The 19861-nt window shown below is 72.6% G+C and carries 14 protein-coding genes and 2 tRNA genes; 13 read left to right on the top strand and 3 right to left on the bottom strand.

Going from position 1 to position 19861, the window contains the following annotated elements:
• Positions 1–263 precede the first annotated feature (263 nt).
• Together ACFWI4_RS35340 and ACFWI4_RS35335 are read left to right on the top strand one after the other, a co-directional pair.
• Complete coding sequence (locus ACFWI4_RS35340; protein ID WP_387204921.1) at positions 264–857, top strand: SigE family RNA polymerase sigma factor; 594 nt, start codon at positions 264–266, stop codon at positions 855–857.
• A 112-nt stretch (positions 858–969) separates the two neighbouring features.
• Entirely contained in the window at positions 970–2613 is a 1644-nt protein-coding gene (locus tag ACFWI4_RS35335; protein ID WP_385402704.1) for a long-chain fatty acid--CoA ligase, read from the top strand.
• A gap of 175 nt (positions 2614–2788) precedes the next feature.
• Here ACFWI4_RS35335 and ACFWI4_RS35330 read toward each other — a convergent pair whose 3' ends face one another.
• Both ACFWI4_RS35330 and ACFWI4_RS35325 read right to left on the bottom strand, forming a co-directional pair.
• Positions 2789–7027, bottom strand: a complete 4239-nt coding sequence (locus ACFWI4_RS35330) for a PAS domain-containing protein (protein ID WP_387204918.1) — start codon at positions 7025–7027, stop codon at positions 2789–2791.
• A 245-nt stretch (positions 7028–7272) separates the two neighbouring features.
• Positions 7273–7872 carry an SSI family serine proteinase inhibitor gene (locus ACFWI4_RS35325; RefSeq protein WP_387204915.1) on the bottom strand — a complete coding sequence of 200 codons (600 nt, stop codon included), beginning with the start codon at positions 7870–7872 and terminating at the stop codon, positions 7273–7275.
• A 157-nt stretch (positions 7873–8029) separates the two neighbouring features.
• Here ACFWI4_RS35325 and ACFWI4_RS35320 point away from each other — a divergent pair.
• The 11 genes from ACFWI4_RS35320 to ACFWI4_RS35270 all read left to right on the top strand — a co-directional run bounded on the left by ACFWI4_RS35320 (position 8030) and on the right by ACFWI4_RS35270 (position 19261).
• Positions 8030–8120, top strand: a tRNA-Ser gene (locus ACFWI4_RS35320).
• Positions 8121–8393: 273 nt separating this feature from the next.
• Positions 8394–8466, top strand: a tRNA-Arg gene (locus ACFWI4_RS35315).
• A gap of 258 nt (positions 8467–8724) precedes the next feature.
• Positions 8725–9606, top strand: a complete 882-nt coding sequence (locus tag ACFWI4_RS35310; protein WP_387204912.1) for a calcium-binding protein — start codon at positions 8725–8727, stop codon at positions 9604–9606.
• A gap of 115 nt (positions 9607–9721) precedes the next feature.
• The gene (locus ACFWI4_RS35305; protein ID WP_387204909.1) at positions 9722–10606 is read left to right on the top strand and encodes a DUF2797 domain-containing protein; all 885 of its coding nucleotides are present in this window, start codon (positions 9722–9724) and stop codon (positions 10604–10606) included.
• Between the two features lie 117 nt (positions 10607–10723).
• Complete coding sequence (locus tag ACFWI4_RS35300; RefSeq protein WP_387204906.1) at positions 10724–11074, top strand: antibiotic biosynthesis monooxygenase family protein; 351 nt, start codon at positions 10724–10726, stop codon at positions 11072–11074.
• A complete protein-coding gene (locus tag ACFWI4_RS35295) occupies positions 11061–11975 on the top strand; it encodes an amidohydrolase family protein (RefSeq protein ID WP_387204903.1) in 915 nt (304 codons plus the stop codon). Before ACFWI4_RS35300 ends, ACFWI4_RS35295 begins: the two co-directional genes overlap by 14 nt.
• 190 nt (positions 11976–12165) lie before the next feature.
• The gene (locus tag ACFWI4_RS35290; protein ID WP_385402667.1) at positions 12166–12906 is read left to right on the top strand and encodes a response regulator transcription factor; all 741 of its coding nucleotides are present in this window, start codon (positions 12166–12168) and stop codon (positions 12904–12906) included.
• Entirely contained in the window at positions 12903–14549 is a 1647-nt protein-coding gene (locus ACFWI4_RS35285; protein ID WP_387204900.1) for a sensor histidine kinase, read from the top strand. Before ACFWI4_RS35290 ends, ACFWI4_RS35285 begins: the two co-directional genes overlap by 4 nt.
• Positions 14550–14563: 14 nt before the next feature.
• Positions 14564–16054, top strand: coding sequence for a glycosyltransferase (locus tag ACFWI4_RS35280; RefSeq protein WP_387204897.1), 1491 nt, complete (start codon positions 14564–14566; stop codon positions 16052–16054).
• Positions 16051–18438: a glycosyltransferase family 39 protein gene (locus ACFWI4_RS35275; RefSeq protein ID WP_387204894.1), complete on the top strand. Its 2388-nt coding sequence runs from the start codon at positions 16051–16053 to the stop codon at positions 18436–18438. The genes ACFWI4_RS35280 and ACFWI4_RS35275 overlap by 4 nt, the downstream gene beginning before the upstream one ends.
• A gap of 205 nt (positions 18439–18643) precedes the next feature.
• The gene (locus ACFWI4_RS35270; RefSeq protein WP_387204891.1) at positions 18644–19261 is read left to right on the top strand and encodes a TetR/AcrR family transcriptional regulator; all 618 of its coding nucleotides are present in this window, start codon (positions 18644–18646) and stop codon (positions 19259–19261) included.
• 23 nt (positions 19262–19284) lie between these two features.
• On the opposite strand, the gene ACFWI4_RS35265 is transcribed toward ACFWI4_RS35270, so the two are convergent.
• Entirely contained in the window at positions 19285–19749 is a 465-nt protein-coding gene (locus ACFWI4_RS35265; RefSeq protein ID WP_387204888.1) for a PPOX class F420-dependent oxidoreductase, read from the bottom strand.
• Positions 19750–19861: the final 112 nt, after the last annotated feature.

Below are 19861 nucleotides of genomic sequence, written 5' to 3'. Positions count from 1 at the left end.
GTGCCGGTACATCGATGGCCGTCGCCACCGACGGTCACGCCTCATCCAACGGCGACGGCCTGATGCACCGGCACGGCCCCGACCCACCCACCGGCCGGACCCGCGACCGCCGGCCATCTCTCAGGGCTGAACCCTCAGACGCGACGACTCGCGTGTCCACCTTCAGGAGGTGAGGGCGACCCCGGTTCTACAACCTGAGGCGGACACCGCTTCGGGACCTGCGGCCGATCCGCCGGGCGAGGGGGCGAACCTAGCGTGGAGCCATGACCACACTCGTCTGCACGAGCGCCTCGGACGCCGCCACCGGGGCGGCACGGACCCCGTCGTACCCGTCCTTCTCGTCGTACGTGAAGGCGCGCCAGCCGGTGCTCCTGCGGACCGCCCGCTCGCTCACCGCGAACCCGAGCGACGCCGAGGACCTGCTGCAGACGGCGCTGACGAAGACGTACGTCGCCTGGGACCGGATCGAGGACCACCGGGCGCTGGACGGCTACGTGCGACGCGCCCTGCTGAACACCCGGACCTCGCAGTGGCGCAAGCGCAAGGTCGACGAGTTCGTCTGCGAGGAACTGCCGGAGCCCGAGGGGCTGCCCGCCGGCGACCCCGCCGAGCAGCAGGCGCTGCACGACGCGATGTGGCGGGCGATCACGAAGCTGCCGGCGCGGCAGCGCGCGATGGTGGTGCTGCGCTACTACGAGGACCTGAGCGAGGCCCAGACGGCCGAGATCCTCGGGGTCTCCGTGGGCACGGTCAAGTCCGCCGTCTCCCGGGCGCTGGGCAAACTGCGCGAGGACCCCGAGCTCATACCCGTGCGCCGGGAGGGCCCCCGGCCCGCGTCCGAGCGCGTCCTGCGGTGATCGATCATTCCGGGGCCTAGTGACATACCACGCGGTATGTGCGCAGAATCAGCGCAACCCATTACTACCGCGTAGGCAATGTCGCCCCCGGGAGGACGCCGTGCTGAGCACGATGCAGGACGTACCGCTGACTGTGACCCGCATTCTGGAGCACGGGGCGCTGGTGCACGGACAGTCGCAGATCACGACCTGGACCGGCGAGGGCGAACCGCACCGCCGCAGCTTCCGCGAGGCCGGCCTGCGCGCGAACCAGCTGGCCCACGCCCTGCGCGACGACCTCGGGGTGACGGGCGACGAGCGGGTCGCGACCCTGATGTGGAACAACGCCGAGCACGTCGAGGCGTACTACGCGATCCCCTCCATGGGCGCCGTGCTGCACACCCTGAACCTGCGCCTCCCGGCCGAGCAGCTCGTCTTCATCGTCAACCACGCGGCCGACCGGGTGATCATCGCCAACGGCTCGCTGCTCCCGCTGCTCGCACCGCTCCTCCCCCAGCTGCCGACCGTGGAGCACGTCGTGGTCTCGGGCCCCGGCGACCGGTCGCCGCTCGACGGGACGGGCGTACGGGTGCACGACTACGAGGAGCTCATCGCCGGCAAGCCGGGCGTCTACGACTGGCCGGAGATCGACGAACGCCAGGCCGCCGCCATGTGCTACACCTCCGGAACCACCGGGGACCCCAAGGGCGTCGTCTACTCCCACCGTTCGATCTACCTGCACTCGATGCAGGTGAACATGGCCCAGTCGATGGGGCTCACCGACCTCGACACCACCCTCGTGGTGGTCCCGCAGTTCCACGTCAACGCCTGGGGCCTGCCGCACGCGACGTTCATGTCCGGCGTCAACATGCTGATGCCGGACCGCTTCCTCCAGCCCGCGCCGCTCGCCGAGATGATCGAGAGCGAGCGGCCCACGCACGCCGCCGCCGTCCCGACCATCTGGCAGGGACTGCTCGCCGAGCTGACCGCCAAGCCCCGTGACGTCTCCTGCCTCACCCAGGTGACCATCGGCGGCTCGGCCTGCCCGCCCTCGCTCATGGCCGCCTTCGACGCCCTGGGCATGCGCGTCAGTCACGCCTGGGGCATGACCGAGACCTCCCCGCTGGGCACCGTCGCCCGCCCGCCGGCCCACGCGGTCGGCACGGACGAGGAGTTCGCCTACCGCCTCACCCAGGGCCGCTTCCCCGCGGGCGTCGAGGCCCGGCTCACCGGACCCGGCGGCGAGCGCCTCCCGTGGGACGGCGAGTCGGCCGGCGAGCTGGAGGTGCGCGGCCCGTGGATCGCCGGTGCCTACTACGGCGGCAACGACGGCGAGCCGCTGCGGCCCGCCGACAAGTTCAGCGAGGACGGCTGGCTCAAGACCGGTGACGTCGGCACCATCAGCGCCGACGGCTTCCTGACCCTCACCGACCGCGCCAAGGACGTCATCAAGTCGGGCGGCGAGTGGATCTCCTCGGTCGACCTGGAGAACGCCCTCATGTCCCACCCCGACGTGACCGAGGCCGCCGTCGTGGCCGTCCCCGACGAGAAGTGGGGCGAGCGCCCGCTGGCCACCGTCGTGCTGCGGGAGGGCTCCACCGCCGACTTCGCCTCGCTGCGCGCCTTCCTCGCCGACGAGGGCAAGATCGCCAAGTGGCAGCTTCCCGAGCGCTGGTCGATCGTCGAGGCCGTCCCGAAGACGAGCGTCGGCAAGTTCGACAAGAAGGTCATCCGCAAGCGGTACGCGGAGGGCGGCCTGGACGTCACCAAGCTCTGACGAGCACACGGCGAACACGAGCCGGGCGGGGCACCCGAGGGCGCCCCGCCCGGCTCACGTGCTGCTCACGGCCGTGCGGACGGACGGACGGCGCCAGTGCCGCGACGGACGGCGCCAGCCGCGACGGGCGCCGCCAGTGCCGTGACGGACAGCGCCAGTGCCGCGACAGGCGGCGCTAGTTGGTGCCGATGCGGGCCAGCAGGTCGACGATCCGTTCCTGGACCTCGTCGGCCGTCGAGCGTTCGGCGAGGAACAGGACCGACTCCCCCGCGGCCAGCCGCGGCAGCTCGGCCGCGTCGACGGCGGCGGTGTAGACGACCAGCGGCGTGCGGTTCAACTGCCCGTTGGCCCGCAGCCAGTCGACGATCCCGGCCCGTCGGCGCCGCACCTGCAACAGGTCCATCACCACGAGGTTCGGCCGCATCTGCGAGGCCAGCGTGACGGCGTCCTCGTCCGTGGAGGCGCGCGCGACCTGCATCCCGCGCCGCTCCAGGGTCGCCGTCAGCGCGAGCGCGATCTCCGCGTGCTCCTCGATGAGCAGCACGCGCGGCGGGTGCTGCTCGGAGTCGCGCGGCGCGAGCGCCTTCAGCAGGACGGCGGGATCGGCGCCGTACGCCTCCTCGCGCGTCGCCTGTCCGAGTCCGGCCGTCACCAGGACGGGAACCTCGGCCGCGACGGCCGCCTGGCGCAGCGACTGGAGTGCCGTGCGGGTGATCGGACCGGTCAGCGGGTCGACGAACAGCGCGGCCGGGAACGCGGCGATCTGCGCGTCCACCTCTTCGCGCGAGTTCACGATGACCGGCCGGTAGCCGCGGTCGCTCAGCGCCTGCTGGGTGCCGGCGTCGGGCGCCGGCCACACGAGCAGCCGCCGCGGGTTGTCCAGGGGCTCCGGGGGCAGTTCGTCGTCCACGGGCCGCGGCTGCGGCGCGTCGGCGACCTCGACGGCCCCGCCGGGACCGTCGAGCGGCTCGGGGCCCTCGGCGGCGTTCTCGTCGGGTGCTCCTATGGCGTACGACCGTCCGGCGCCCTCGGTGGTACCGGGCCGCCGGGGTCCGGCACCCGGCTGGGCACCCCCGGGAAGGGCGCGCGCGGCCGTCTCCGGACGCTCGGCGGCGGGCTCGGGCGGGGTGCCGAGCTTGCGGCGGCGTCCGCCGCCGTTCGTCCCGTGCGGGGGAGGCGTCGGGGCCTGTGCGCCGGCGCCCGGGTGGGCCGCCGCGGCCTGACGGGCGAAGGGAACGCCCTGGCCGAGCGTGCGCACGCTTATGGCACGGCCCTGCGTCGAGTTGGGGTCGGCCGACGCGGACGCGGGCGTCGCCTCGGCGGGCAGCGGCTGGGCGACCCGCGCGGCCGGACGCTCCGGCGGGAGCGGGGCGGGGGCCGGCTGTGCGGCGGGGAGCGCGGGCTGGGCGGCGGCGGACGGCGCCGGGGCGCCGGCACCGGTGGCCGTGTTCGCGTCGGGCCAGGACGGGGCGGCCGGGGCGGCACCGGGCTGGGCCGCCGCGGGCAGGCCGGTGGGAACCGGCTGACCGGCGGCAGCGGCGGGGACGGCCTGCGCGGGAAGTCCCTGCGGGAGTCCCTGGGCGGGCGTCTGCGGAGGGTTCTGCGGAAGCCCCTGCGCCGGAACCGTCTGCCCGAGCGCCGGCACCGGCTGAGCGGGCGCGGGCTGTGCGGCCACCGGCTGTCCGGGCATCGGCTGTGCCGGGACGGCCTGGGCGGGCAGTGCCTGCCCGGGGGTCCCGGGCGCCGCGGGAGCCGGCTCCGCGAGCTGACGGGCGCGACGGCGGCCGGTCGGGGCGGAGACGGGGTGCGGCTGCGGCGGGGTGTGATCGTCCTCGGGGTCGTGCCGCATCGCGTCGTGCCGGCCGTCGGCCTGCTGGGCCAGCGCGACCTGCGCCTGGACCTGGGCCTGCGCCGCCTGGGCCACCTGGGCCTGGGCGGCCTGGACCTGGGCGGCCTGTGCCTGCGCCGCCTGGGCCTGGGCGGCCTGGGCCTGCGCCGCGGCCTGGACGTACTCGGGTGAGCGGTCGGCCTCGGCCGGGGGCAGCGCGAACACCGTACGGGCGCCCGTCTCCTGCTCGGCGGCCCGCTCGGCCGCCGCGGCGAGCGCTCTGCGGCGCCGCCCGGTCGGCCGGCCCGCCTCGTCGGTGTCGTCGTCCTCGTCGCCGCCCTGGTCCGGAGCCGGGGCCGTCGGGGCCGCGGGCAGCGCGTTCTGCTCACCGTCGCGGCGCGCCCGGCGTCCGGAGGGAACCGGCACCGGAACCCCCTGGGGAGGCACCGTTCCGCCCGGAGGCACGGTCCCGCCCAGTCCCGAGCCCACGGCCGCGGTTCCCGCTCCGTGCTCGCCCGCCATCACGACGGCGCCCTCGGCGACCGCGTCGGAAGCGCCCTGTGCCTCGCCCGTGCCCTCGGCGGGGCTGGGCCTGCCGCGGCGCCGTCCGGTGCCGCCCGAGCCGTCCTCGGCGGCCTCGCCCTGCTGTTCCTGCGCGGCGACGGCCGGCTCCAGCGCCGCCTGCTCCTCCACGGCACGCCGGCGACGGCGCCCCGTGGGAACGGTCGCGCCCGCCGCCTCCAGGGCCTGCGGACCGGACTCCGCCGGCTCCTCGCCCTCCAGGAAGGCGTCCGTGGAGGCGCGCCGGGCCCGGCGCCTGCCACCGCTCTGCTGCGGGGCCTGCTGGAGGGCCTGCCGCGGGTCCTGCTCGGCCAGTTCGATCTCGGTGCCCACGGGCGTCACGGAGCCGGGCGGAACCGCCCCCGCCCCGCCGCCGATGGGCACCTCCAGGACGTAGGCGCTGCCGCTCATCCCCGGCACCTCGTGCGTCTGGAGCACACCGCCGTGCGCGCGCACGATCCCGCGCACGATCGGCTCGTGCACCGGGTCTCCCCCGGCGTACGGCCCGCGCACCTCGATGCGGACGACCTCGCCGCGCTGCGCCGCCGCCACGACGACGGTGTTGTCCATGTAACCGCCCGCCGACACCGGCGCGTTGCCGGTCGCGTCGACTCCCGCGACGTCGGCGACGAGGTGGGCGAGGGCGCGCGCGAGACGCTGCGGGTCGACCTCGGCCTCGATGGGCGGCGCGTGCACGGCGAACTGCACGCGGCCGGGCCCGATCAGGTCGATGGCCCCCTCGACGCCGGCCGCGACCACGGCGTCGAGCATCACGTTCGTACGGAAGATCGTGTCGATGCCCGCGTCCAGCCGCTGGTAGCCGAGGACGTTGTCGACGAGCGTCGTGATGCGCGAGTAGCCGGCCGCGAGGTGGTGCAGGACCTGGTTGGCCTCCGGCCACAGCTGGCCCGCGTCGTCGGCGGCGAGCTTGGCGAGTTCACCGCGCAGCTGGTCGAGGGGGCCGCGCAGGGAGTGGCCGAGGACGGCGAGCAGCTGATCGTGCCGGGCGGCCAGCGCCTCGTAGCGGTCCTTCTCGCGCTCGCCGAGCGCCGCGTACCGCTCCTCGCCCGCGGCGAGCTCCTCCTCGTGCGCCTCGGTCAGCCCGGTCAGCTCGGCGGTGTGGTCCTCGCGCAGCTTCTCCAGCTCGGCGGTGTGCTCCTCGCCGAGCCGCTCCAGCTCCTCGGCGTGCCGGGTGGCGGCGGCCTCCTTCTCGTCGACCAGGGTGTCGTAGGGCCGCCGGTCGGTGAAGGTCATGACGGCGCCGACGAGCTGGTCCCCGTCGCGCACCGGAGAGGTCGTCAGGTCGACGGGCACCTTGTCCCCGGACTTCGACCACAGCACCTGCCCGCGCACCCGGTGCTTGCGTCCGGAGCGCAGGGTGTCGGCCAGCGGCGACTCCGAGTACGGGAACGGCTCGCCGTCCGCCCGCGAGTGCAGGACCAGGGTGTGCAGTTCCCGGCCGCCGAGATCACTGGCCCGGTAGCCGAGGATCTGGGCGGCGGCGGGGTTGACGAGGACGACGCGCCCGTCGGTGTCCGTCCCGACGACACCCTCGGCCGCCGCGCGCAGGATCATCTCGGTCTGGCGCTGCGAACGCGCGAGCTCGGCCTCGGTGTCGACGGTGCCCGAGAGGTCGCGTACGACGAGCATGAGCAGCTCGTCGGGGAGGGGACCGTAGTTGTCGTAGGCCTGCTGGCCGCTCTCCAGGTTCGCGCTGGTGACCTCGACCGGGAACTCCGAGCCGTCGGTCCGCCGCGCGGTCATCCGGGTCGGCTTGGTCCGTCCGCGCTCGTCGGTGCTGTCGGGGCGCCGCATGGAGCCGGGGATCAGCTTGGAGTCGAACTCGGGGAGGAGGTCGAGCAGCCCGCGGCCCACCAGGGCCGTGCCCGGGGTCTCGAAGGCCTCAAGGGCGATCGTGTTGGCGTTGACGACGGTCCCGTTGGCGTTGACCAGGACCAGCGCATCGGGCAGCGCGTCCAGTATGGCTGCGAGGCGAGCAGCGCCTCGGGATGGCCTGCTGCTCACGAGACGCTTCCTCCCTGTTACCGCACCTTGCCGACCGCGGAGGCCATCTTGCCAACCGGTCCGCGGCGTGTCACGCGAGGGAGTCTACGGGCAGAGGTTGCGCTCGCGATGCCGGATGAGAGGGAGGTCGCACACATATGAGAGGCAGAACCGGCGGAGAACCCGTGACCACGCACTTCACCGTACGGAACCGTGAGAGCACCGTGAGATCACCGTGACTTCGCCGTGTCCTGCGACGTATTGCGCTATGGGCGGGTGCCGGGCAGAACGGGCATCAGCGCGTTCCAGCGCGAGATCTCGCACCCGTTCGAGCGGTCGTAGCGGGCGTCCACGGGGCGGCCCGCCCAGGTTCCGGTGATGTGCGCGGTGGCCGGACCCCCGTACTCCATCGTGCACAGGGCGTCCGGCGGCACCGGGGCGAAGGTGTCCTTGCCCCAGGTGGTCATCCGGTCCAGCCGGTCGCAGGCCTCCGCCGCGTGCGGGTGGGTGCCGCCCGCGGGGTGGCAGTCCAGCTCGAACGTCCCGTCCGCGCCGCCGCCCGCGCCGGCGACGGTCACGGTCAGCCGGTCGGAGGAGTCCTCCGGACGGGCCGGCGGGGGCATGAGCGCGGGCAGGGCGGAGAACAGGGAGGACGGCCCGCCGGTGAACGCGGTGAGCCCGGCGAGCGCGGCCCGGGAGGCGGAGGGCCCGGAGAGTCCGGAGGGGGACGCCAGAGGTACGGCGGCCACGCCGGGAGTGTCGCCGTTGGTGGCCGGGGTGGCCGTGGTGGCGGCGGTGGCGCCGGGCGCCCAGGAGAGCGCGGCGGTGGCGGACACGGCGGCGGTGAGGAGCAGTCGGCGCAGCATGACCTGCCTAACGCGGGGCGGACTTCCCGGTTGCGCGCCGGTCGGGGCTTTGCAGTGCGGCGTATCCGCCTAGTACCGTGGGGGGCGATTGGTGACACGGCGCTCGACTGTGTCATCATCTGCACGCACCACTCGCGCTCGCGTGAGGGGTTGTGCGGGAGGCGTCGCCTAGTCCGGTCTATGGCGCCGCACTGCTAATGCGGTTTGGGACGCAAATCCCATCGAGGGTTCAAATCCCTCCGCCTCCGCACGAAGATCCGAAACCCCGGTCCACTGGACCGGGGTTTCGGCGTTCCCGGGGGTTCCCGGGGCCCCACGAGCCCCGGCGCCGACAGCGCGACCGCATCGCCCTCCATCGGCCCCTCCACCCTCCCCGCGAGCGCCCTGAAGCACGTTTTCGCAGGTCACAAGGGGTGGGGGGAATGGATTTCACATGGCGGCGGCAGTCATGTAATGTTCTTCCTGTCGCCGCGAGCGGGGGAAAAGCCCGGGAAGCGAAGACAAGAACAAAAACAGAACAAGCACTCGTAGCTTAACGGATAGAGCATCTGACTACGGATCAGAAGGTTGCAGGTTCGAATCCTGCCGAGTGCACACAGGTAAGAGGCCCCGGAGAGATCCGGGGCCTCTTGCGTTATGCGGGCGTACAGCAGCGAAGGGGGAGACCCGTGACCCGGCGCGAAGGGCGCAGGCCACCCGGCGGGTGAACCCGGTTCAGAAAATTTCCATCTTCCGTACAACTCTTCTTGGTGCTGGTGGGTCTTGGCATGGAGTCGTCCGGACTCCCCAGACCCGTCGGGCCCGTGAGTCCCCCACCTCACCGAGGCCCCATTCCTCAATGGGGGACCACACATGCGCATGCGTACCAGCCTGGCCGCCGCGGCCTTCTCCGGCGCCGCGGCCCTGGCCGCCCTGTCCGTCCCGGCCGCACACGCCGTGGACAACCCGGCTGCGGCCAAGGCCGAGCAGTTCAAGAGCGCCCACAAGGCGCAGAGCAAGCAGCGGCCCTTCACCGCCACGGTGGACGGCGACATTCAGGTGACCAAGGTCACCGTCAACGCCAACAGTGACGTCGTCGTCGGCCTGTCGCCGAAGTCGTTCAACGTCTACGTGACGGTGACCGACCCGTCGGGCATCAACCAGGAGCAGAACGGCGTGGACGTCGCCCTCTGGCACGGCAGCGACCTGGAGAGCGGTGACTTCGACGGCTTCCTCTGGAACGAGAACGGCGCCGAGAGCTGCGACTACTGGAGCGCCACCTCCGCCACCTGCAAGTTCACCATCGCGGCCAACCCGGGCGCGGTCGACGGGCTGTGGGACAGCTCGTTGAACGGCAAGTGGAACGTGACCGTCTTCGCGTCCGCCAACGACGGGGACTCGTACGAGAACGACCTCTACAAGAACCACTGGATCAAGCGCGCCAGCAGCTTCAGCGGCTTCAACGCCAGCCCGGAGCCCGTCTCCAAGGGCAAGACCATCACGGTCTCCGGCACGCTGAACCGCGCCAGCTGGAGCTACATGAAGTACTACGGCTACGGCAGCCAGCCGGTCCAGCTGCAGTTCAAGAAGGCGGGCGCCAGCACCTACAGCACCGTCAAGACCGTGACCACCTCCTCCAGCGGTTACGCGAAGACCACGGTGACCGCCTCCGTGGACGGCACCTGGCGCTTCCACTACGCGGGCAACAGCGCCTCGTCCGTCGCCGACGCCTACGACTACGTCGACGTCCGCTGATCCACGAGATCCGCTGATCACCCTCGCGTGAGACCGAAGGCCCCGGAGAGATCCGGGGCCTTTGCCGTTTCGTTCGGCCGGAGTGCCTGTCGGTGGGGTCCTCTACTGTCGTCGTGTGCGGCGGGTGTGGACATGTTCGGGGTTGCGGTGGTCGGGGGACGGGCCCGTGCTGGTGTGGGGCGGGGGGCGGACGAGCCCGCTGGCTCCGGGGCGGCGGGTCGCGTTCGGCGTCGTGGACGGGGCCGTGCGGACCTGCGTGGGCGCGCGGGGGAACGCGTGTCCCCTGCGGGCCGCCGTGTCACCGCGCGGCACGGGCGCCCGGTGCGAGGAGTGCGCCCGCCTGGACCGCGCGCACTCCGTGGCCGCCGACACGCTGGCCGACGATCCCCGTCCCTACCGCGTCTATCTGGCGTGGTTCGGGCCCGGCCTGGTCAAGGTCGGGATCACGCGGGCCGAGCGGGGATCCACGCGTCTGCTGGAACAGGGCGCCGTCACGTTCACCTGGCTGGGGCAGGGGCCGCTGATGGCCGCGCGCCGGACCGAGGAGCTGTTGCGGGCCGCGCTCGGGGTGCCGGACCGGATCCCGTACGCCGACAAGCGGGCGGTGCGGGCGGTGCTGCCCGGGGCCGGGGAGCGCGTCGCCGAGATCCGTGAGCTGCACGCGCGGGCCGGGGAACTCGACGGCTGGCCGGACTCGCTCCGGCGCGAGCCCTTCGCGCCCGTCGATCACACGGACGTGTTCGGGCTCGCCGGGCTTCCCGCCGCCCGGGGCGTCGTGCGCGAGCTGGCACCCGGAGGGGCGGTCGCCGGTGAGCTGTGCGCCGCCGCGGGTCCCGACCTCCATCTCCGCACCGGACGGGGAGTCGTCGTCCTCGACACCCGGCTGATGACGGGGTGGGACCTGACCGGGGACGCGGACACGGCCGGGGGCTCCGGAATCACCTTTCCCGTGAAGGAGCAGCCCGCGCCGGACGCGGCTGTGCAGGACGGTCTCTTCTGACGGCGGAACCGGGAAGGACCGGGTGCCGGCCACCGATGGTCAAGACTTCGATCCCTTTCGGATCCCGTTCGGAAAGGTGCTGGACGACGGGGGACGCCCGCAAGGAGAGTGACGGACATGAGCGATCACTCCCACATCCCTGTCGCGGCCCATGAGCCCCCCTACTACGCCGCCGTGTTCACCTCCGTACGCCAGGACACCGACGCCGGGTACGGGGAGACCGCCGACCGTATGGAGGAACTGGTCAAGGACATCCCCGGCTACCTCGGGATGGACCACGCGCAGACACCGGGCGGACTGGCCATCACCGTCGGCTACTTCCGGGACGAGGACGCCCTCAAGGAGTGGGGAGCGCACGCCGAGCACCGGTCGGCACAGCGGCGCGGCCGGGACGAGTGGTACGAGCGCTACACCCTGCACATCGCCAAGGTCGAGCGGAGCCACGGGTTCGAACGTGCCGACGGCTGAGGCCCCGGAGGGCCGGGACGACCGGGGCGAGGCCCGCGAGGTACGGGACTTCTGGGAAGGGCTCGGACTGCCCGGACTCGTCGACGTCCACACGCACTTCATGCCCGAACGGGTGCTGCGCAAGGTGTGGGACTACTTCGACGGACTCGGTGAACTCACCGGAGGCATCGAGTGGCCCATCGCCTACCGCGCGGACGAGGACGAACGGCTCGCGCTGATCCGGGAGTTCGGGGTCCGCGCCTTCACGGCGATGCTCTACCCCCACAAGGCCGGCATGGCCGAGTGGCTCAACTCCTGGGCCGTGGACTTCGCCCGCCGCACCCCGGACTGCCTGCACACCTCGACCCTGTTCCCCGAGAAGGGGGTCGAGGGCTATGTGCGCGAGGCGGTGGAGGCGGGCACGCGGGTCTTCAAGGCGCACGTACAGGTGGGTGCGTACGACCCGGCGGACGAACTCCTCGACCCCGCCTGGGGGTTGATCGCCGAGGCGGGAATCCCCGTGGTGATCCACTGCGGTTCGGGCCCCTCGCCGGGCAAGTACACGGGCCCGGGGCCGGCCGAGGCCGTCCTGCGCCGCCATCCCCGGCTGCGGTTCGTCTTCGCCCACATGGGGATGCCCGAGTACGAGGACTTCCTCGGCCTCGCCGAGCGGTACGAGGAGGTGCGCCTCGACACGACCATGGCGTTCACCGACTTCAGCGAGCGGCTCGCGCCGTTCCCGCCGGGACTGCTGCCGCGCCTCGCGGACCTCGGGGACCGGGTGCTCCTCGGCTCGGACTTCCCGAACATCCCGTACCCGTACGTCCACCAACTGCGCGCGCTGGAACGGCTCGGACTGGGCGACGACTGGCTGCGCGCGGTCTGCTTCGGGAACGGCGCCCGTCTCTTCGGCCTTGGCTGACTCCGGAGCGCTTCCCCCCGGGGCCCGGCCGACACCTGCGGCGCTCCTCCTTCGGCCTCCGCCCCATCCGGGCGGAGGCCGCACCAGGAGGCCGCACCCAGGAGTTCCCTGAGTGGCACCTGTGCGTTTCTCAGGGAAATCACAGGTTGGCGAAAGGATGCTCTCAGCGGCGCGCACCAAGGTGTCCGCTATGACCACGACCTCGCCCCAGGGGCGCACCGAACTGCTGAGGCCGGACGGGAGCCCCGTCCGCGTGCTGGTGGTGGACGACGAGCAGTCGATCACCGAGCTGCTGTCCATGGCCCTTCGCTACGAGGGCTGGCAGATCCGCAGCGCGGGTGACGGGACGGGCGCGGTGCAGACCGCGCGCGAGTTCCGGCCCGACGCCGTCGTGCTCGACATGATGCTGCCCGACATGGACGGCCTGACGGTGCTCGGCCGGCTCCGCCGTGAGCAGCCCGACGTCCCGGTCCTGTTCCTGACGGCGAAGGACGCGGTCGAGGACCGGATCGCGGGCCTCACCGCGGGCGGCGACGACTACGTCACCAAGCCGTTCAGCCTGGAGGAGGTCGTGGCCCGGCTGCGCGGTCTGATCCGGCGCTCGGGCGCCGCCGACCGGCGGTCCGACTCCGTGCTCGTCGTCGGGGACCTCACCCTGGACGAGGACAGCCACGAGGTGTCGCGCGGCGGGGCCAACATCCACCTCACCGCCACCGAGTTCGAGCTGCTGCGCTTCCTGATGCGCAATCCGCGCCGGGTGCTGAGCAAGGCGCAGATACTCGACCGTGTGTGGTCGTACGACTTCGGCGGCCAGGCCAATGTGGTCGAGCTCTACATCTCGTATCTGCGCCGCAAGATCGACGCGGGGCGCGAGCCGATGATCCACACCCGGCGTGGGGCCGGATACCTGATCAAGCCCGCCACGTCATGAGCGGACGACGACGGCCGCGAACGCAGAGAAGGCGAGCACGACAGCCACGGACCCTGCGGTCGCGGCTCGTCGTCTCGGCGGTGGCACTCATCGCCGTGGTCTGCGCCATGATCGGCACGGTCACGACCATCGCGCTGGACCGGCACCTGTACAAGCAGTTGGAGTCGCAGGTCACCGACGCGGGCCGACGGCTCACGGGTCCTCCCGGAAACCTGCGGGGCGCGAACCCGGGCGGCACGAGCCAGGATCCCGGCAAGCCGAACGGTGACGGGGCGCCGGCTTCCCTCCCCGGCTCTTCCGACGAGAACAGGCTCGATGTCTTCGTCACCATGGGCGGGACGCAGACGAAGACCATAGCGGCCCAGGTCGGCACGGACGGTGCGGTCGGCGAGGCGGTCGTCGCCGCGGAGCAGTCCAGCAGCAGCGTCGGCTTCCAGCGGATGAAGGCCGTCGCGCTCGACAACGCCCAGAAGGCCGCGCTCGCCGCCGTCGCCAAGGACGGCGACCCGCACACCACGGACATTCCGAGCCTGGGCGAGTACTACGTCATGTACGTGACCGGTGCTCATGGCAGCTACTACGTCGCCCTGCCCACGGCAGCCGTGAACAACACCGTCGACACCCTCATCCTCGTCGAGGCCAGCATCACCGGCGCCGGACTCGTCGCCGCCGGGATCGCGGGCACCGTCATCGTCGGTCTCGCCCTGCGCCCCCTGCGCAGGGTCGCCGCGACCGCCACCCGCGTCTCCGAACTCCCCCTGCACACCGGCGAGGTCACCCTCTACGAGCGGGTCCCCGAGTCCGAGTCCGACCCGCACACCGAGGTCGGGCAGGTCGGGGCGGCACTCAACCGCATGCTCGACCACATCCACGGAGCGCTGCACGCACGCCAGCAGAGCGAGATGCGCGTACGGCAGTTCGTCGCCGACGCCAGCCATGAGCTGCGCACCCCGCTGGCCTCCATCCGCGGGTACGCCGAACTGACCAGACGCGGCCGTGAGGAGACCGGACCCGACACCCGGCACGCGCTCGGGCGGATCGAGTCCGAGGCCGGCCGGATGACCCTGCTCGTGGAGGACCTGCTGCTGCTCGCCCGGCTCGACGCAGGCCGGCCGCTCCAGCACGAGCAGACCGATCTCGTTCCCCTGGTGATCGACGCGGTCAGCGACGCCCGGGCCGCCGGGCGCGGCCACAACTGGCGGCTCGAACTGCCCGAGGAGCCCGCCCTGGTGTCGGCGGACGCCGCCCGCCTCCAGCAGGTCATGGTCAACCTCTTCGCCAACGCCCGCACCCACACCCCGCCGGGGACCACCGTCACCGCACGGGTGCACCGGCACGGGCCGTGGCTGTGCGTGGACGTCCAGGACGACGGCCCGGGCATCCCGCCCGACCTGCTTCCCCGCGTCTTCGAACGGTTCGCGCGCGGCGACTCCTCCCGCTCGCGCGCCTCCGGCTCGACCGGTCTCGGGCTCGCCATCGTGCAGGCCGTCGCGGCCGCGCACCAGGGCGCCGTGACCGTCGACAGCGTCCCCGGCAGGACCGTGTTCACGCTGCATCTGCCCGCGATCCACCCCGAAACATCGTGGCAATCGCACTCACAGGCACAGCACAGCACCACCACATGGGTGCGACAGGGCACTTGACGAGAGTCGTTCCCATGCGAACCGACTCTTCTCCCGGCAACCTGCCGGCGCGGGAGCACCTCCCGGCCACAGACGCCGGAACGGCTGTCCTGGACGTAGTGATCCCCGTCTACAACGAGGAGAAGGACCTCCAGCCATGTGTGCTCAGACTGCACGAGCACCTCAAGCGCACGTTCCCGTACGCGTTCCGCATCACGGTGGCGGACAACGCGTCCACGGACACCACGCCCCAGGTGGCCGCGCGGCTGGCGGAGCGGATCCCGGAGGTCAGGTCCTTCCGGCTGGAGCAGAAGGGCCGCGGCCGGGCGCTGCGGACCGTGTGGTCGGCGTCCGACGCCCCGGTCCTCGCGTACATGGACGTGGACCTGTCCACCGACCTGAACGCGCTGCTTCCGCTGGTGGCCCCGCTGATCTCCGGTCACTCGGACCTCGCGATCGGTTCGCGGCTGTCCCGCTCCTCACGGGTGGTGCGGGGCGCCAAACGGGAGTTCATCAGCCGTACGTACAACCTGATCCTGCGCGGTTCGCTCCAGGCCCGCTTCTCCGACGCCCAGTGCGGCTTCAAGGCGATCCGCCGTGACGTGGCCCAGGAGCTGCTGCCCCTGGTCGAGGACACCGGCTGGTTCTTCGACACCGAGATGCTGGTGCTGGCGGAGCGGGCCGGGCTGCGCATCCACGAGGTGCCCGTCGACTGGGTCGACGACCCCGACTCGACCGTCCACATCGTGAAGACCGCGACGGACGACCTCAAGGGCGTGTGGCGGGTGGGACGCGCCCTCGCCACCGGCTCCCTGTCGCTCGACCGGCTCACCCGGCCCTTCGGGGACGACCCGCGCGACCGCGAACTGACCGACGTACCCAAGGGCCTGGCCCGCCAGCTCGTCGGATTCTGCGTCGTCGGCGGCCTGTCGACCCTCTTCTACCTGCTGCTCTACAGCGGCTTCCGCTCCTTCTCCGGGGCGCAGGCGGCCAACGCGCTCGCGCTGCTCGTGTCGGCCGTCGCCAACACGGCGGCCAACCGCAGGCTCACCTTCGGCGTACGCGGCCCGGGCGGTGCCGTCCGGCACCAGGCGCAGGGCCTGGTCGTCTTCGGCATCGGCCTCGCCCTGACCAGCGGCTCCCTCGCCGCCCTCAACGCGGCGACGGACGATCCGTCGCACTCCACCGAGCTGGCGGTGCTCATCGCCGCCAACCTCGCGGCGACCGTGCTGCGCTTCCTGCTGTTCCGTGCCTGGGTCTTCCCCGACCGGCGGGACGCGGGGCAGCCGCCGTCCCGCGAGCCGGCCCCGCACCGGCCGGACACGCGGTTCCACCCGGCGGCGGTACGGCAGGGCGCTGACGCCCATCCGCCGCTGCCGCAGCGCCCGGCCGCGGCCCCTTCCCCCTCCCCGTACGACACGGCCCCCCTCCGCGCCGACGACGCCGTGGAACGGGCCCGGCGGGATTCGACCATGCAGTTGCAGGCGGTGCGCCCGCACGACCACGATCCGAGGAACGCGCGATGACGACACAGCCCGACACGAGCCCCGGGACCGGCCTCCCCGCCGGTACGAGCGCGGGGACCGGCCTCCCCGCGGGTACGAGCGCGGGGACCGGCCTCCCCGTCGGTACGAGCACCGGGACAGGCGCCCCCGCCCGTAAGAGCACCAGCCCCGGCTCCGCACCAGCCTGGGGGCCGGCCGCGTCCACGCCTCCCCCGGAGCACACGCCGCCGGTGGCCCCAGGGCCCGGCGAGCCCGACCTGCCCTTCCCGCGCCGGGTCTGGAGCGGCCGGCCCGAGGACCCGCGCTGGGCGCGCCCCGCCTTCCTCGGCCTGCTGCTCGCCACCGCGGTGCTGTACCTGTACGGCCTGAGCGCCTCCGGGTACGCCAACTCCTTCTACTCCGCGGCCGTCCAGGCCGGAAGCCAGAGCTGGAAGGCGTTCTTCTTCGGCTCGCTCGACTCGGCCAACGCCATCACCGTCGACAAGCCCCCGGCCTCGCTGTGGCCGATGGCCCTGTCGGTACGGATCTTCGGTCTCTCCTCCTGGGCGATCCTCGTCCCCGAGGTGCTGATGGGCGTGGCCACGGTCGGTGTCCTGTACGCGGCCGTACGCCGCCGGTTCAGCGCGTCCGCGGGTCTGATCGCCGGCGCCGTGCTCGCGCTCACCCCGGTCGCCGCGCTGATGTTCCGGTTCAACAACCCGGACGCGATGCTCGCGCTGCTCATGACCGTCACGGTCTACTGCGTGATCCGCGGCCTGGAGGACGGCCGGACCAAGTGGCTCCTGTGGGCGGGCGCCGCGGTCGGTCTCGCCTTCCTCACCAAGACGCTCCAGGCGTTCCTGATCCTGCCGCCGCTGGCCGTGCTGTACGCGGTCTGCGCGCCGGTGACCGTGCGCAAGCGGTTCGCGCAGCTCGGCCTCTCGGCGGCCGCCATGGTGGTCGCCGGCGGCTGGTGGGTCGCGATCGTCGAACTGTGGCCCGCGTCCTCCCGCCCGTACATCGGCGGATCGCAGAACAACTCCTTCCTGGAGCTGACCTTCGGCTACAACGGCCTGGGCCGCATCAACGGCGACGAGACCGGCAGCGTCGGGGGCGGGGGCGGGGGCGGCGGCACCGGGATGTGGGGCGAGACCGGCTGGAACCGGATGTTCAACTCCGAGATCGGCAGCCAGATCTCCTGGCTGCTCCCGGCGGCCCTGATCCTGCTGGTGGGCGGCCTCGTCCTGACCCGCCGGGCGAAGCGGACCGACCTGGTCCGTTCCTCGTTCCTCGCCTGGGGCGGCGCGCTGCTGACGACCGCGCTGGTCTTCAGCTACATGGCCGGGATCTTCCACCAGTACTACACGGTGGCCCTGGCCCCCTACATCGCCGCCCTGGTCGGCATGGGCGCGACGGTGCTCTGGGAGGAGCGGGGCAGGCTGTGGGCCTCGCTCACCCTCGCCGGCGCGGTCACCGCGACCGCGGCCTGGGGCTATGTGCTCCTCAACCGCACCCCCGACTATCTGCCGTGGCTCAAGTGGCTGGTCCTCGTCGGCGGTCTGATCGGCGCGCTCGGTCTGGTCTTCGCGGCCAGGCTGGGCAGGCGGCTCGCCCTCGCGGCGGCCGGCCTCGGCTTCGTGGCGGCGCTCGCCGGCCCGACGGCGTACTCGCTCTCCACGGTGGACACCGGGCACACCGGCTCCATCGTGACGGCCGGTCCGGCCGGGGCGAGCATGATGGGCGGCCGGGGCGGCTTCCCCGGTGGCGGTACGCGCGGCGGGTTCCCCGGCGGCGGCCAGAACCCCGGGAACGGCACCGGCGGAATGCCCAACGCCGGGCAGGGCGGGGGCAACTTCCAGCCTCCGACGGGCGGCACCGGTGGCCTCCCCGGCCAGAGCCGGCAGGGCAACGGCAACGGCCAGGGCTGGAACCGGCAGGGCGGCATGCCCGGCGGCGGTACGGGCGAGGGCGGTATGCCCGGCGGCGGTGGCGCGGGCGGACTGCTGAACGGCGCCTCCGTCGGCTCGGCGGCCGAGGCGCTGCTGTCGAAGAACGCGGGGGACTACACCTGGGCGGCCGCAGCGATCGGTTCCCAGAACTCCGCCAGCTACCAACTGGCCACAGGCAAACCGGTGATGGCGATCGGCGGCTTCAACGGCACCGACCCGTCACCGACCTTGGCCCAGTTCAAGAAGTACGTGACGGACGGAAAGATCCACTACTTCATCTCGGGCGGCGGAATGGGCGGAGGCATGGGCGGAATGGGCGGCGGAACGGAGGGCGGCGCGGGCGGCGCGGGCGGCGCGGCCTCCGGCACCACCTCCACCTCCTCGCAGATCAGCTCGTGGGTCACGGCCAACTTCAAGAAGGTGACGGTGGGTTCGGCCACCTTCTACGACCTGACGCAGCCCACCGGCGGCAACTGACCCGGAGCCGCGGCACGGCCCCGGCGGGCGGACGGTGACGGTGGCCCGGAGCGAACTCGCTCCGGGCCACCGCTCTTTCGTACGAGGGCCGGATTTCGGACGGAGTGGGGGTCATGTCCCTGAAGTGCCCGCTTAGCATCGTCGAGGAGGGTGGTCCGGGACGTTCCGGCCCGCGACGCGGTTCGAGTTCCTAGGAAGGTGCGCCATGGTGAGGGCAGCCGACGGGGCGGAGCGGCCGGCGCGGACGAGTGTCTGGCTGGAGGGAAGGGCGCCCCGGGGCAGGGGTGTCCGTCACGGCGGCCAGCCGTCCGGGCTCGACCGGGAACGGATCACCGCCGCCACGGTGCGGCTGCTGGACGCGGAGGGGCTGGCCAGGTTCTCCATGCGGCGGCTGGCGGCCGAACTGAACGTCACGGCGATGTCCGTGTACTGGTACGTCGACACCAAGGACGATCTGCTGGAGCTCGCGCTCGACGCCGCTTTCGGTGAACTGGGCCTGCCGGACGCCGAGTCGAAGGAGGACTGGCGTGATCAGCTGCGGACGCTGGCGGCCGGGTACCGGGGGCTGCTGGCGCGCCACCCCTGGGTCACGACGCTGACCGGCGACTTCCTGAACATCGGGCCGTGCTCCACGGCGTTCACCTCGCGGGTGGGGCAGGTGGTCCGGGACGCCGGGATGCCGGCGGACGGCCGGCCGGGGGCGACGGCGGCCGTGCTCCAGTTCGTGTACGGGGCGGGGACGGTCGAGAGCGGGGAGCGGGACTTCGGTTTCGGGCTGGAGCTGTTGATCGCGGGGATCGAGGCCAAGGTGCCCCGCGACTGAGCCCCTGGGCCCGGTGACCCGCTCTAAGGGGCCAGGTGGGCCGGGAAGCCGCCGGTGGCCACCGGGCCCCAGCGGGTCGGGGTGACACGGATGATCGACTTGGCCTGCTTGCGCATGGCCTCGCGGTACTCGTCCCAGTCGGGATGTTCGCCGGCGATGTTCCGGTAGTACTCGACGAGCGGCTCGACGGAGTCCGGGGAGTCGATGACCTCGGCGGTGCCGTCGATCTGGACCCAGGGCCCGTTCCACTCGTCGCTCAGGACGACCAGGCTCACCCGCTCGTCCCGCTTGGCGTTGCGGGTCTTGGCGCGCTCGGGGTACGTCGAGACGACGATCCGGCCCGCGTCGTCGACACCACAGGTCAGAGGGGAACCCTGGGGGCCGCCGTCGGCCCGGCGGGTGAGCAGGATCGCCCGGTGGCGGGGACGTACGAAGTCCAGCAACTCGTCCAGGGAGACGGAGGTGTTCGTCGCGATGTGGGGTGCCATGCGATCAGCGTAGGCCTCGGGCGGGCCGGTCGCCCGCGGGCTGCGCCGACGGGCGGCGCCACAGCTCATCGGAGCGGCTAAAGTGCTCTTCGTCCTGTGCTCGCAGTCGGGA

The sequence above is a fragment of the Streptomyces sp. NPDC127038 genome (assembly GCF_042725875.1).
Lineage (GTDB): Bacteria > Actinomycetota > Actinomycetes > Streptomycetales > Streptomycetaceae > Streptomyces.
Note: the sequence above shows the minus strand (reverse complement) of the source record. Positions and strands in the feature narration are given on the sequence as shown.